This is a genomic window from Pedobacter sp. BG31 (assembly GCF_042464845.1).
Lineage (GTDB): Bacteria > Bacteroidota > Bacteroidia > Sphingobacteriales > Sphingobacteriaceae > Pedobacter > Pedobacter suwonensis.
Map to the genome: position 1 here is coordinate 544,928 of NZ_JBHNZK010000001.1, position 13,920 is coordinate 558,847.

Annotated in this window: 13 protein-coding genes; 7 read left to right on the forward strand and 6 right to left on the reverse strand. The window is 37.6% G+C overall.

Features of this window, described 5'->3' with window-relative positions; all coding sequences use genetic code 11:
- The first annotated feature begins 3 nt into the window (after positions 1–3).
- The 4 genes from ACFE6N_RS02420 to ACFE6N_RS02435 all read left to right on the forward strand — a co-directional run bounded on the left by ACFE6N_RS02420 (position 4) and on the right by ACFE6N_RS02435 (position 4,004).
- On the forward strand, positions 4–390 hold the full coding sequence (locus tag ACFE6N_RS02420) for a TM2 domain-containing protein (protein ID WP_090981355.1): 387 nt from the start codon (positions 4–6) through the stop codon (positions 388–390).
- 114 nt (positions 391–504) lie between these two features.
- The gene (locus tag ACFE6N_RS02425; RefSeq protein WP_090981353.1) at positions 505–1,602 is read left to right on the forward strand and encodes a Nif3-like dinuclear metal center hexameric protein; all 1,098 of its coding nucleotides are present in this window, start codon (positions 505–507) and stop codon (positions 1,600–1,602) included.
- Positions 1,602–2,345, forward strand: a complete 744-nt coding sequence (locus ACFE6N_RS02430) for a zinc ribbon domain-containing protein (RefSeq protein WP_090981351.1) — start codon at positions 1,602–1,604, stop codon at positions 2,343–2,345. The genes ACFE6N_RS02425 and ACFE6N_RS02430 overlap by 1 nt, the downstream gene beginning before the upstream one ends.
- A gap of 171 nt (positions 2,346–2,516) precedes the next feature.
- The gene (locus ACFE6N_RS02435) at positions 2,517–4,004 is read left to right on the forward strand and encodes a tetratricopeptide repeat protein (protein WP_378933482.1); all 1,488 of its coding nucleotides are present in this window, start codon (positions 2,517–2,519) and stop codon (positions 4,002–4,004) included.
- On the opposite strand, the gene ACFE6N_RS02440 is transcribed toward ACFE6N_RS02435, so the two are convergent.
- From ACFE6N_RS02440 to ACFE6N_RS02450, 3 genes are all read right to left on the reverse strand, one after another.
- Entirely contained in the window at positions 4,001–5,077 is a 1,077-nt protein-coding gene (locus tag ACFE6N_RS02440; protein WP_145858165.1) for a 3-oxoacyl-ACP synthase III family protein, read from the reverse strand. The genes ACFE6N_RS02435 and ACFE6N_RS02440 overlap by 4 nt on opposite strands.
- Positions 5,078–5,155: 78 nt before the next feature.
- Positions 5,156–5,809 carry a response regulator gene (locus ACFE6N_RS02445; protein ID WP_378933485.1) on the reverse strand — a complete coding sequence of 218 codons (654 nt, stop codon included), beginning with the start codon at positions 5,807–5,809 and terminating at the stop codon, positions 5,156–5,158.
- Positions 5,809–7,683, reverse strand: coding sequence for a 7TM diverse intracellular signaling domain-containing protein (locus tag ACFE6N_RS02450; protein ID WP_378933488.1), 1,875 nt, complete (start codon positions 7,681–7,683; stop codon positions 5,809–5,811). Before ACFE6N_RS02450 ends, ACFE6N_RS02445 begins: the two co-directional genes overlap by 1 nt.
- A 251-nt stretch (positions 7,684–7,934) precedes the next feature.
- On the opposite strand from ACFE6N_RS02450, the gene ACFE6N_RS02455 reads away from it, so the two are divergent.
- Positions 7,935–8,828 (forward strand): hypothetical protein, encoded by an 894-nt coding sequence (locus tag ACFE6N_RS02455; protein WP_378933490.1) that lies wholly within the window; start codon positions 7,935–7,937, stop codon positions 8,826–8,828.
- Between the two features lie 40 nt (positions 8,829–8,868).
- Positions 8,869–9,963 (forward strand): lipid A-modifier LpxR family protein, encoded by a 1,095-nt coding sequence (locus ACFE6N_RS02460; RefSeq protein WP_378933493.1) that lies wholly within the window; start codon positions 8,869–8,871, stop codon positions 9,961–9,963.
- Positions 9,964–9,968: 5 nt separating this feature from the next.
- Here the strand turns inward: ACFE6N_RS02460 and ACFE6N_RS02465 are convergent, their stop codons facing one another.
- The 3 genes from ACFE6N_RS02465 to rsfS form a co-directional block, all read right to left on the reverse strand.
- A complete protein-coding gene (locus tag ACFE6N_RS02465) occupies positions 9,969–10,613 on the reverse strand; it encodes an LUD domain-containing protein (protein WP_090981337.1) in 645 nt (214 codons plus the stop codon).
- A 64-nt stretch (positions 10,614–10,677) separates the two neighbouring features.
- Positions 10,678–12,693 carry an ATP-dependent zinc metalloprotease FtsH gene (gene ftsH / locus ACFE6N_RS02470; protein ID WP_378933496.1) on the reverse strand — a complete coding sequence of 672 codons (2,016 nt, stop codon included), beginning with the start codon at positions 12,691–12,693 and terminating at the stop codon, positions 10,678–10,680.
- Between the two features lie 28 nt (positions 12,694–12,721).
- Positions 12,722–13,096, reverse strand: coding sequence for a ribosome silencing factor (rsfS, locus tag ACFE6N_RS02475; protein ID WP_090981333.1), 375 nt, complete (start codon positions 13,094–13,096; stop codon positions 12,722–12,724).
- A 44-nt stretch (positions 13,097–13,140) separates the two neighbouring features.
- Here rsfS and ACFE6N_RS02480 point away from each other — a divergent pair, with 44 nt between their 5' ends.
- Complete coding sequence (locus tag ACFE6N_RS02480; RefSeq protein ID WP_378933500.1) at positions 13,141–13,917, forward strand: biotin--[acetyl-CoA-carboxylase] ligase; 777 nt, start codon at positions 13,141–13,143, stop codon at positions 13,915–13,917.
- The last annotated feature ends 3 nt before the right edge of the window (positions 13,918–13,920 follow it).

The following is a 13,920-nucleotide window of genomic DNA, read 5'->3' on the forward strand; positions in this document are numbered from 1 at the left end:
ACCATGGATATATTTCAATCACCTCTAATGTCGTTACCAGGTATAACACCAGAGGAATACTCATATTTACAACAAGCCACTACCGGTTTAACTGAAGAGCAGTTACGTAATTTCCTGATGGTTTACAGCAGCAAAAGAAAAAATCCATCAGATATGTTGATTTTTTGTTTAATCGGATTGTTTGCTGTTCCGGGCTTGCAAAGGTTTATCATAGGCCAGATCGGTATGGGTATTTTGTACCTTTTAACTGCCGGTTTATGCTTTATCGGTTCGATTATCGATGTGGTAAACCACAAAACACTTGCTTTTGAATACAACCAGAAAATGGTTTTCGAAAGCTTACAGATGGTAAGAATGGGAGGTGGATTCCAACAAGCAGGAAAATTCTAAGATAATTAATCTCAATACTCAGGTCCGTATCCAAATAAATTGGATGCGGACTTTTTTGTTAAATGAACTTTTATGACAGAAAAAAGAAAACAATGAAATTTCTATATTTATCGAATGAAATTAGCTGAAATTACCAATTATTTAGAAAGCATCGCTCCGCTTAATTATCAGGAAGACTATGATAACTCTGGTTTAATTGTGGGCGATCCAAACATGGAAATCCGTGCTGCTTTGGTGGCTTTGGATTGTGTAGAGAAAATTGTAGATGAAGCCATTTCGACAGGATGCAATTTGATCATTACCCATCACCCGATAGTTTTTAAAGGACTAAAAAAGCTTAATGGTAAAAACTATGTAGAGCGTGTGGTTTTAAAGGCAATCAGGAATAATATTGCACTATATGCCATTCATACCAATTTAGACAGTATTCATACAGGGGTAAATGCCAGGATCTGTGAACGTTTAGGTTTAACAGGTACTAAAGTACTTTCGCCGAAAGCAGGTCTGTTAAAGAAATTGGTTACTTATTGTCCACAAGCCCAGGCGGAGCAACTGCGATCGGCATTGTTTTATGCTGGTGCAGGTACCATTGGTAATTACAGCGAATGCAGTTTCAACGCTGATGGTTTTGGCACATTCAAAGGAAATGAAGATTCCGACCCTTTTGTTGGTGAAAAAGGTGTTCGCCACCGGGAGGCCGAAATACGGATCGAAATGGTTTACCCTACCCAGGCTGAGCGAAAAATCCTCGTTGCTTTGTTTGAAAACCATCCATACGAGGAAGTGGCCTACGACATCTATAAACTCGAAAATAAACATCAGCTGGTGGGGTCGGGTATGGTAGGCTGGCTGGAATACGATATGGATGCTTATGATTTTCTGCATCTGGTGAAAGATAGGATGCAGGCTAAAGTGGTTAGGCATACAGAAGTAATTGGAAAAAGGATCAAGAAAGTTGCGGTTTGCGGAGGTTCGGGAAGCTTCCTGTTAAAAGAAGCCATAGCTGCCGGGGCCGATGCATTTATTACCGCAGATTTTAAATACCACGAGTTTTTTGACGCGGAAGAAAAATTGATCATTGCAGACATCGGACACTTTGAAACTGAACAATTTACCTCAAATTTATTGCTTGAAATTATTCAGAAAAAATTTACTAACTTTGCAATCCGTTTAACGGAGCAAAATACAAACCCCATAAATTACTTGTTTTAATGGAACAAACCGTAGAACAAAAGCTAAAAGCTTTATACGAATTACAAAATATCCACACGAAAATTGATAAAATCCGCCAGGTACGTGGCGAGTTACCAATGGAAGTTGCCGACCTTGAGGATGACGTTCTAGGACTGGAAACTAGAATTGCAAAAATTAAAGGTGAGCTTGATGATCTTGAAGATTCGATCGTAACGCGTAAAAATACAATCAAAGATGCGCAGGCTGCCATCAAAAGATATGATTCTCAATTAAAAGAAGTTAAAAATAACCGTGAATACGATGCTTTAACCAAAGAAATTGAGATTCAGGGTTTAGATATCCAGGTTTCTGAAAAGAAAATTAAAGAACATGGTTTCGAAATCACTTCAAAAACTGAAATCTATGAAGCTGCTAAAGCCGAATTAGATGGAAGAAAAAAAGATTTGGAAGCTAAAAAAGCAGAACTAGATGTAATTACTGCCGAAACTGAAAAAGAGGAGCAGGATTTACAAAAGAAAGCAGATAAAGCGGAGCCTCAAATCGAAGAACGCTTATTGGTTGCTTATAAACGTTTACGCAAAAATGCTGTGAATGGTTTAGCTGTAGTAACCATTGATCGCGATTCTTGTTCCGGATGTTTTAACCAGATTCCACCACAACGCCAGTTAGATATTCGCCAACGTAAAAAAATTATCGTTTGCGAACACTGTGGTCGTATTTTGGTTGATGAAGCGCTAACACACGAAGTAGCAGAGGCTTAAGCTAAATAATAAAAGTATTTGAACGTCCCGATTTAATCGGGACGTTTTTTGTTTAAGGCTATTTTCTTGGTCTTACTCAAAACAAGAATATGATTTTATCGTTTAGTGTAGATATTTGTTTGAATGTGAGCGATTGCTGCAGCATAGAACCAAACCGAAATAGAATCCCTGATGAATAAAAATTTCCGTTTTTCCGTAACGTTTCTCCTGCTCCTCTCCCCTTTGTTTTCACTTGCAAATTTCGATTTTAACAGCAACTGCTTAAATGCTTATAAAAGCATATTCGAATTGAAGTTGGGCAATGCGAGGGCTTATATCTCTACCGAGAAAAAGCAGCATCCCAATAATTCCATTATTCCGCTTCTGGAAAATTATGTTGATTATTTTACCGTACTTACTTCAGAAAGCAAGGCTGATTTTGACCGTTTGAAAGGAAATAAATCTAAACGTTTGGATCAGATAAGCGATGATGATAAAAATTCGCCTTACTACCTGTATGCGCAGGCAGAAATCAATTTGCAATGGGCGCTCATCCGAGGCCGTTTTGGTGAATATTTTAATGCCGCCATGGAAGTTAAAAGAGCAAACAATCTGTTACAGGATAATAGTAAGAAGTTTCCAAATTTTCACCTGAACTTAAAAGGTTTGGGATTGATTAACGCAGTATTAGGCAATCTTCCTGACGGGGCTTTAAAAACAGCACTTTCAACATTCGGCATTAAGGGAAACCTGCAGAGCGGATTGAATATGTTCGAAAAATTGGCTGATAACCTGCCAAAATCATCTTACGAACCCTTTTATGAAGAAGTGGTGTTTTATTATGCCTACGTTTTAACCGATGTGGCGCATAGCCCGCAGGCATATGCCAAAACCATGAGGTACACCGAACGGATTGCCGATACCAGTTTGTTAAAAAGTTATCTGCAGAGTTATGTTTGCATTAAAAACGGGCATAGTGAAGAAGCAATTTCTATTTTAGCAAGACGACCAGAGGGAGGTGTTTATCAGCCTTTTCCTTATCTGGATTATTTGGAAGGAATTGCACATTTAAATAAACTTGATCTTACTGCAGGCACCTATTTTAACCGGTTTTTGCAGACTACAAAGGGCGTAAACTTTGTTAAAGATGCTTATCTTCATCTGGGATGGATTGCGCTTCTGAAAGGAGATAAAGGAACATATGTGGCATTTGCATCCAGGGCAGTTAAAAATGGTTACACTTATATGGAAAAGGATAAGCAGGCTAAAGCAGAGGCTTCGGCGGCAGTACCGAACATTGATCTGTTAAAAGCCAGACTGCTGTTTGATGGCGGTTATTTAAGCAGGGCCTTACAGGTAATTGATAGCAAGAAGGCAACAGATTACACTAGCGATAGAGATAGAACAGAACTCCATTACCGTTTAGGTAGAATTTACGATGATTTAGGGAAAGATGATCAGGCATTAACCGCCTATCAGGAAACGATTGATGAAGGTAGAAACCTGAAATATTATTTTGCGGCGAACGCTGCTGTACAAATGGGTAAGATTTATGAGAGAAGGAAAAATATAGCGAAAGCAAAAGAGGCTTTCAATACTGCGATTGCCATGAAAAACCATGAGTTTGAAAGCAGTATTGAAAACCAGGCTAGGGCCGGGTTAAAGCGGTTAGCCAATTAGAAGCGGTATATAAAAGCATTAATGTGCATGCCCGCCCCTACTGAAGCAAAAACTGCTATATCACCAGGTTTAACATTATAGCCTTTAACTTGTCCTTTTAATACCAGGTCTAACAAGGTTGGTACCGTGGCAACAGAACTGTTTCCTAACCAAGAAATCGTCATCGGAACTAAGTTTTCTGGTACGGTATCTTTTCCATAAAGTTTGAACAAACGTTTCATGATTGCAGTGTCCATTTTGCCATTGGCCTGGTGCACAAATACAATATTGATATCATCAACACTTAAACCTGCTTTGTCGATAGCTTTTTTGATTACCTGCGGAACCTGGATTACCGCAAATTCGTATAGCTTGCGTCCGTTCATTTTCAGGTAGAAGTTTCCGCTGGTCTCATCAGGATTAGATCCTTTACCCATGGTGAGCAAGTTACTATGATGAAGTGCATGCGTTTCTGTCTTGTGGGCCAATATCCCTCTTTTTTCGGCTGCTTCTTCTGCTTCGAATATCACGGCTCCGGCTCCATCCGAAAAGATCATGCTGTCACGGTCATGCGGATCAATAATCCGGCTTAGGGTTTCTGCACCAATAACCATAACCCGTTTGGCATCTCCGCTTTTTATGTAATAATCAGCCTGTATTGCACCCTGAATCCATCCCGGACAACCAAAAATGATATCGTAAGCAACGCAGTCTGGATTTTGAATACCAAGTCGTTGTTTTACCTTTGAAGCTAAAGATGGCAGAACGTCAGTGCGGTTACTGCCCAAAGGGATGTCTCCAAAATTATGGCAGAATATAATATAATCTAAGGATTCTTTATCAATACCTGCATTTTCAATGGCATTTTCTGCTGCTTTTGCGCCGATGTGATGGCTTAACTGATCAGGACAGGCGTAACGACGCTCCACAATTTCTGTGATTTCTGAAAATTTATGAATAATTTCTGAATTTTCTTTTTCAAGTACATTTCCATTCTCAAAAAATGTGGAGTTCAAGAATTCATTACCTGAAATAATATTTTGTGGAATATAACTCCCAGTACCGGTTATTACCGTATTTATTGCTTTGCTCATAATTATAATACCACATACTAAAACGGTATGTAGTATAAAAATACCATTTATCTTCGGTAATTGAAAATAAATAAAAATTTAGCGTAGCTTATTCTCAAGCGCAAACTTTAATAACCCTGCTTTTCCGGTTACATTTAGCTTCTGTGCCATATTCTTGCGGTGGGTGTCAACCGTGTTCAAGGCTATAAATAGTTTTTCGGCAATCTGTTGTGAGGAATAATCTTCGCTTATCAGTTTTAGTATTTCCATTTCACGGGCTGTTAAGTTGTGGCTTTTTTGAAAATGATCACCATCGTTAAATACGGATGAGGCAAGTGCATCAGTTTTCGCTTTTTGAAAGTATTTTTTGCCCTGATGTATACCCGTTATTATTTCAAACAGGGTTTCTGCATTGGTATCCTTTTGTACAAATGCTTTTACGCCTATATTCTCAAGCTTAGCTGATAGTTTGCTTGTATAATACATGGACAATGCCATTATTTTCACAGAAGGAAACAGCTGACTTACTTTTTCGGCAGCAATTTCACCATCCAGAACGGGCATGTTTAAGTCGAGGATTAAAACATCTGGCAGCTGGTGATTGAGCAGGTGCAAAATTTCTTTTCCATTTGCGGCCATTCCGATTACCTTAAAGTTTGATTGTCCGGAAAGGATTGCAGATAGGCCTTGCGCAAAAAGTTTATGATCATCTGCAATCATAATTGTTATGGGGCGTTGTTGTATTGTGTCCATTATTTTAGCGGAATATCAATTGTTGTAGTTGTGCCGTTTTGATTGCTATCGATCTGGATTTTACCGTTAAGATAATTTACCCTTGATAGAATATTTTGGATGCCCAAGCCCTTTTTATCTACATCGGGATTGAAGCCAATGCCGTTATCTTCTGCCATAATACTAATGCGGTCCGTAAATGATAAAATCTGTATGGTTGCCTTTGAGGCAAAGGAATGCCTGACGATGTTATTAACCAGTTCATTAACTATACGGTATATGGTAATCTCAATGCCCCTATCAATAGGATTTTCTACCTGAAAAACAAATTCAAATGCAATTTTACCAGAATGGTTTAAAGTTTTAAAATGTTCATTTAAGGTTTCAATCAGGCCAAATTGTTCAAAGTTTTTTGGCATCAGGTTATGCGATATTTCTCTTAAATCTGCACAGGCCTTTTCGATCATGTCAATGGTTTGATCGTAAAATATGCGGTCATTTTCGGCAAGTTTTAAAACCTTGTGTTGAAAAGCAGTAATATTTAACTTGATGATGGACAGTGTTCCGCCCAGGTCGTCATGTAAATCGCGGGCCAATCGCGTTCTTTCATCTTCCTGAGCATTGAAAATACCATCAGCCAGATCAACCTGGTGTCTGCTTTTTTCTTCGAGTAAGACTTCTTTTTCTTTTTTAAGGAAATTATAACGTTGTGTTAGTGCAAATGAAAGAAAAATGATTTCTGCCGTTAAACCTACTACTAAACCGTTTGGTTTTAATAAATTAAAGTTAGTAAGCCCTAAAGTGTTAAAAACATAATTAAACACGCCAAACAATAACATCAACGTGGCAATAAGATAATACCAGCCTAGCTTATAGCCTGACCTTATTCTTTCTACCACACCAATGATCATCACGATTACCGTAAGGAGTGCAAGAAAATTGTTGATGTAAAAAACCGTTTTTTCTAAAATAATAAAGGATTTAAAGAACATAAACAACGGAATAATGAACATGGCCCAGCAGAATCTTTTATAATAGCTTGTAAAACGGTATAACTTACTGTTTGTGCTGTTTTGATTTACAAACAGCTGCATCACCTGAATGAGCAGGCCACAGCTTAATGATGCCATCATTAACCGCATATAATCCTGTAAACCGGGCAAATTTGGATAAAACCATTGAAAAGCCAGCCCTTCTTCTTCCAGGATAAAAATGAGTGTGCAAAAAATATAAATTGCATAGTATAAATGGATATTATCCCTGAGCGAAGCAAAAAGCAAAAGATTAAAGATCACTGCAAAAACAAAAATGCCAGTATAAAATCCAAATAAGGTGTGCTGCGGAATTTCTGCCTGTATCATATCAACGTCGCGTCCGATAGACATCGGCATATACATATTTTGGCCCCTTTTATCGGCCCACAAATAAAAGGTCGCTTTCTCATGGGGCAAAAGTACAATTGGATAAATAAAGCTTCTGTTGTAATACGGCCGTTGTTTAAAAGGAAAATGATCACCGGTTAAACCTAATGGATGAACGTTTTGCCCTTCATCTACTTTAAATAACCGGAGCTGGTTGATACTCGAACTCTGTTCCTTAAACATCAGATTTACAGCCTGATCAAGCGTATTTGTTATATCAAAGGCGATCCAGTAATAAGACTGCGAGTAACCTTTACTAAAAACTTTTTCAGGTTTTAAAGGGATCAGTTTACCGGCCTGCTTATACTTTATAATAGAGTCGATGGTCAGGTTTAGGTTTTTGTCCTCATAAAAATATCCGTGTTTGCTGATACTGAATTTTTTGGCCGTATCAATTAAAATAGGATTTCCCTGTTGTGCAGCACATAAGCAGGCTGTCAATAATAATGCAGAAATCAGGAAAAATTTATTCATTGATGAACGAATTGTCGAAAAGTTACGGTTAATATTTCTATAAATATAAGATATAAACCAGGTAATGAATATACCGCTTAAAGGGTATATAAACTACCTGGACTATCAATTACATTTACATCAAACCAAACCACTTAAAAAATTAGAATTTGTTAGCTATTATTTTCTCGTGCTCGGGGTGCAGTTGGTAAAGGGTTAGAATAAAGCGCTTTATCTTTCCAATTATTATTTAACATTTAATTAATACTATTATGAAAAATTTAATATTTGTCATGCTAATTGTTTTATCTTTTGTTAAAGCATACAGCCAAACTAACGGCCAAGGAACAAACCTTGTTGGACAGTCTTACGTAACTAAAGTAAGCGTATTGGTAAAGGTATATGATCCAATCAAAAAGGAGGTAAAAGATTTATCTTTTATGCTTAATGATGATATAAAATTTTATATATACGACATTGCTGATAATGGATATATTATTTCGATATGGGATTTTAAAGCTGATACTGCCAAACTAAATTTTTATAAATCTTTAGACGGAAAAAAGGTAGGAGATAACCTGAATGCACAATCAGACGAATATTATAAAATGAGTAAAGCCCAATTAGGTATAGAAAATAGTAATACTGATATTTTAAGCAAGTTTAAGGATCTTGCTTATGTAGATCTTTGGGCTAACAATACCCAATTTTTTATCTCTTTAAAAGATTTTAATAATAAATGTGAATTTATTTACCCACACAAGCGAGGTTTTACCTGGGGCTTTTTGACGCTACCGATAAAGGCACGCTTTGGCAATAAAAAAGCACCATTTGCTTTCGAAGAAAAAATTAATTTTGGTATATCGGCAGGTATCAAATGGCAACATGTTAATACAGTATATTCTGCTAGTAATTTGTTGGGTGGAATATCTGCTGGTGCTGTAAAGTTAGACAAGGATAATTCCGCATCTGCAATCTCTCTATCTGCAGGTTACATGTATCAGTATGATAAGTTTCAGATTGGGGTATTTACGGGACTTGATTTTATTGACAAATCTAAAGGTGCTGATTGGGGTTATCAGGGCAAGCCATGGCTTGGTTTTGCCATTGGATTTAGCTTGTTTGGAGAAAGTAAAACATCAGCCTCTAACGATCAAACGCAATAATTAAAGCAATCGGTACTACGATTAATTAGCAACTGCTCTTATGAAAAATACTTTATTGTCAATATTTTTAATGCTTTTACTAGCTAAAGCATCTTTTTCGCAAGAATCTGAAAAACCATTGCATCGTGCCGGGATCGTTGTTGATCAAGATTACTTTCTAAAATTCGTAAAGCCATCTTATGCTACGGATAGAAACTATACTATGGGACTGGGCCTAATTTATCAGAATAAAAGACTCGGCGGATCATGGGTTTTCGCTCCGCATAGATTTATAGCTAAAACACTGTTTGGCAAAATGCTTAAAGACTATTATGTATACGATGCAACCATAATGTTGGCAAACACTACGTTTACGCCGGAGTATTTAGGTAATTTGCATGATCCTGTACATGAATTTAAACGTAAGAATGATCGGCCATTTGCCAGCCTAAATATTATTGGTACGGGGTTGGGTTTGCAGGATGATGGCGGTAATGAGTCAATGACATTCGGCATTAATGTTGGTGCCATTGGATTAAATGTTTCCAAAGCAGTACAAACAACGATTCATCGCGATCACTGGTTCGGAAATACTGCTGATATTCCTTACGGATGGGAAGGCCAGATCTCGAAAGGGGGAGAACCTACGCTATTGATTAGCGGCAAGAAGGATTGGTTACTTATCGGAAAAGGTAACGGTGATGGCCGTGGTTTTTTTCAATTGAGTACCAATGCTGAAGTACGTCTAGGCTATTATGTAAGTACAGGCTTAGGTTTTAATTCGAGATTAGGTTTGCTTGACAAGAAAAATTGGTCAATAAATACTTTGCCAATGTCAAATATGGTTGGCTTGACTAGTGAAAATAAAAATTTATGGGAGGTTCATCTCCTCGCAGGTGTTAAAGGTAATGGTTGGCTTTACAATGCTTTATTAATGGGGCAGTTTAGAGATAGTCCTTATACAATAAGTTTTAGACAGCTAAATAAAGCTACTCTTGATTGGAATTTAGGTTTGGGTGCAAAGATACCGGTCTGTAAGAAAAAGGCTTTAAGGTTCTCCGCTATGGCTGTTGGGCGTTCGCCCGAATTTAACACTGTAAGAGAATTTAACCGATGGCATTCCTGGGTAAGCTTTCAGGCATACTATGAATGGTAATTTAATTAACTAAAATCATCAATTAAAAACACAAAAAGCTCTTTGGGGCCGTGAGCGCCCAAAACCAGTGTTTTTTCGATGTCTGCCGTTCTGCTTGGTCCAGTAATATTACTGATCATGGATGGGATTTGGCTGCCATATTTGTTCTTCAATAACAAAAAGGCATCTTTAAGATCTAAAACCAACTGACTGGTCTTAGCAATCACAATATGATGGTGTGGAAAGATGCTGAGCCTTCGTCCTGCAGCGCCCTGGTTAGTTACCATTACGCTTCCATTACGGGCAATTAAGGCTTCACAAAGGGTAATACCAACTTCAGCTTGCTCAAAATCCTTATCGGTTTGGTAAAATGGAAATTCGTATTTGCTTAAAAACTGCTGTAGCTCTGGTTCCCAGCAGTATATTTTTCGCCATTTAAACTTATCAGCCAGATGCAGCATATTTTCAAAAAAGTCGATCCCGTCTTCGCAGAAGATAAAATTACCGGATATTGCCGTAAGCTGTTCGGCAAATAATATCTCAAGCTCATCTGTATTTGTTTTATACAATGGACTTTCTTCTAAATTAGGATAGGGATTTTCGCGCTTCTCTAATAGTGCTTTCCTTATCTTTTTCAGTATTTGTTCTTTCGCTGTCGTATTATCCTTCATTATAAAAAAAAGCTACCCTAATGGTTAAACCAGGGTAGCAAATGTAATAATAGAAATTATTTATTTAAGCTTCAACGGGCTTAATGTGTCCGGGATTTCCGCTTTCTCCTTGATTTTCGAATAATCTTTTACCGAAAATCACTTCTAAATCATCTTTAAATAGAACTTCTTTTTCGATCAGGATATCAGCCAACTGGATCAATTTATCTTTATTTTCTTCCAATAATTGAATTGCCCGCTGGTATTGGCCTTCAATTAATGCTGAAATTTCTTTATCGATAGTTAAAGCGGTGTCCTCAGAATATGGTTTTGAGAAATTATACTCGTTCTGACCAGATGAATCATAATAAGTAATGTTTCCTAATTTATCGTTCAATCCGTAAATGGTAACCATTGCCCTCGCTTGTTTGTTTACTTTCTCCAGATCGCTAAGCGCACCAGTAGAAATGGTATCAAACATTACTTTTTCAGCAGCCCTACCACCCATTGTTGCACACATTTCGTCGAGCATTTGATGAGGGCGAACAATTAAGCGCTCTTCTGGCAGGTACCAGGCTGCACCTAAGCTTTGTCCACGTGGAACAATTGTAACCTTAACTAGAGGTGCAGCATGTTCCAGTAACCAGCTTACGGTGGCGTGGCCAGCCTCGTGAATCGCAATTGCACGTTTTTCGCTCGGGGTGATGATTTTGTTTTTCTTTTCTAAACCACCTACAATTCTGTCTACAGCATCTAAGAAATCTTGCTTATCAACCGACGATTTGTTTTTACGTGCTGCAATTAGCGCTGCTTCGTTACAAACATTTGCAATATCTGCACCTGAGAATCCCGGCGTTTGTTTAGCTAAAAACTCAGTATCAAGCTCTTCCGATTTTTTAAGCGGCGCAATGTGTACCTCAAAAATCTGTTTACGCTCTATAACATCCGGTAAATCAACGTAAATCTGTCTGTCGAATCTACCCGCCCTTAATAAGGCTTTATCTAAAACATCAGCACGGTTTGTTGCTGCTAAAATGATCACATGTGTATTGGTACCAAAACCATCCATTTCAACCAAAAGCTGGTTTAAGGTGTTTTCTCGTTCATCATTTCCACCCATAACACCGTTTTTGCCACGGGCGCGACCAATAGCATCAATCTCATCAATGAAGATAATACAAGGCGATTTATCTTTTGCCTGTTTAAACAAGTCGCGAACACGGGATGCACCAACTCCAACAAACATCTCTACAAAATCAGACCCTGACAGAGAAAAGAAAGGAACCTGGGCCTCGCCGGCAACAGCTTTAGCCAATAAAGTTTTACCTGTACCTGGCGAACCTACCAATAAAGCACCTTTAGGTATTTTTCCACCCAAATCGGTATATTTTTTTGGGTTTTTAAGGAAATCTACAATTTCCATTACCTCGGTTTTAGCTTCTTCCAAACCCGCAACATCATTAAAAGTGATGTTTACCTGGCTTTCTTTATCAAACAGTGTTGCTTTAGATTTTCCGATACTGAAAATCTGGCCACCACCACCAGCACCGCCACCCATTCTGCGCATCATAAAAATCCAGAAACCGATTAAAAGCAGTACAGGTAAAATGATGCTTAAAAACCAGCTTGCCAACGGATTGCTGCGGCTGGTTTTTTCTGCCAATATCCTTGGTTGATTTGCTGGAAGGTCTTTTTGCGAATCGGCAAGTTGTTTATCCAGTCCATCCATCGTTCCGGCATTGAAAAACACAACAGGACCTGACGCATTATTTACGTTAAAAGTGCTGTTGCTTTTATATGGATCGTATGTTGGCTTTTTCAGACTGTCTTTCTTGATATATACCTCTACACGCACTAAATCATCAGATTTATAAGCAACAACTTTTTGCACGTCGCCTTTTAGCAACATTTGTTGTTCAAATTTCTGGTAGGTTACCTCTTTACCTCCATCGGTGGTAAATAAAAACTGTGCAGCAATAATGGCTATAATAATGGCCGCATATACCCAGAAAATATTAAATTTTGAACCTTTTTGTGGTTTTTTAGGAATGTTTGGGATTCTTCTTCCCTGTTTTTCGTTATTATTTTGATTGTCGTTCATTTGTCTTTGTCAAAATGGTTCTATTAGGTTATGCGCTTTGAAAATTTGTGCTTTCTGCATCCCCCCAAAGTTCTTCTATGCCATAAAAGTGGCGCTTTTCAGTTTTAAAGATGTGCACAACCACATCGAAATAATCAAGAATGATCCAGTCTGCTGATTCGAAACCTTCTTTATGCCTTGGGTCGGCTTGAGTGGCTTTATATATTTCTTTTTCTACACTATCGGCAATAGCTTTAACCTGGGTAGCAGAGTTGGCGCTCGCTATAATAAAGTAATCAGCCACTGAAGTATGAATATTTCTAAGATCTAACCGCACAATATCTTCTCCTTTTTTCTCTTGTATGCCGTGAACGGCCAGTTCAGAAAGATATGTAGAAAGGGCTACTATTTTCTTTTTTACCATTAAAATGCTTTAATTTTGGAATTACAATATTATAAATTCAACACTTGCAAAATAACACTTTTTCGACACTATTTGTTGGTCAAAATTTAATCAAATTAAAAGAAGTTGATTCTACTAATAACTTTTTAAAAAATTTGGTGTCAAAATCCGAGCCATTAGTAGAAGGCACTGTAATTATGGCAGACCATCAGTTTGCCGGAAGAGGACAGCAGGATAGCGTTTGGCAAACACAGGAAGGAAAAAATATCAGTACGAGTATATATTTAAAGCCTTCTTTTTTGCCGCTTGAAAAGCAGTTTTACTTAAATATGGCCGTTAGTTTGGCTGTTAGTGATGCTTTATGCTGTTTTATACCGCAAGGAATAATGGTGAAATGGCCTAACGATATCTACTACCTGGATAAGAAATTAGGAGGGATATTGATTGAAAATACACTGACAGGCAGTACTTTTAAATCATCAGTAATTGGCATTGGCTTGAACGTGAATCAATCAGAATTTGCAGAGAGCATCAGTGGACGTGCTACTTCGGTGATTCAAATTTTACAAAAAGAGGTTCCCTTAATGGATATTATGGATAAAATATTCATATTTATCGAAAAGTACTATCTAATTTTGAGGGCAGGCAAATTCAGTATTTTACAAAATGATTACCTTACGAAACTATATAATTACGGAGTTGCTTCGTTATATAAGCACAACGGCGGGATTTTTGAAGGAACGATTGAAGGAGTTGAAGATAACGGCAGGTTAAAAGTTGATACAAAAAATGGCGTAAAAATTTTTAACTTTAAAGAAATTGAATTTATACACACAAAATAAAAC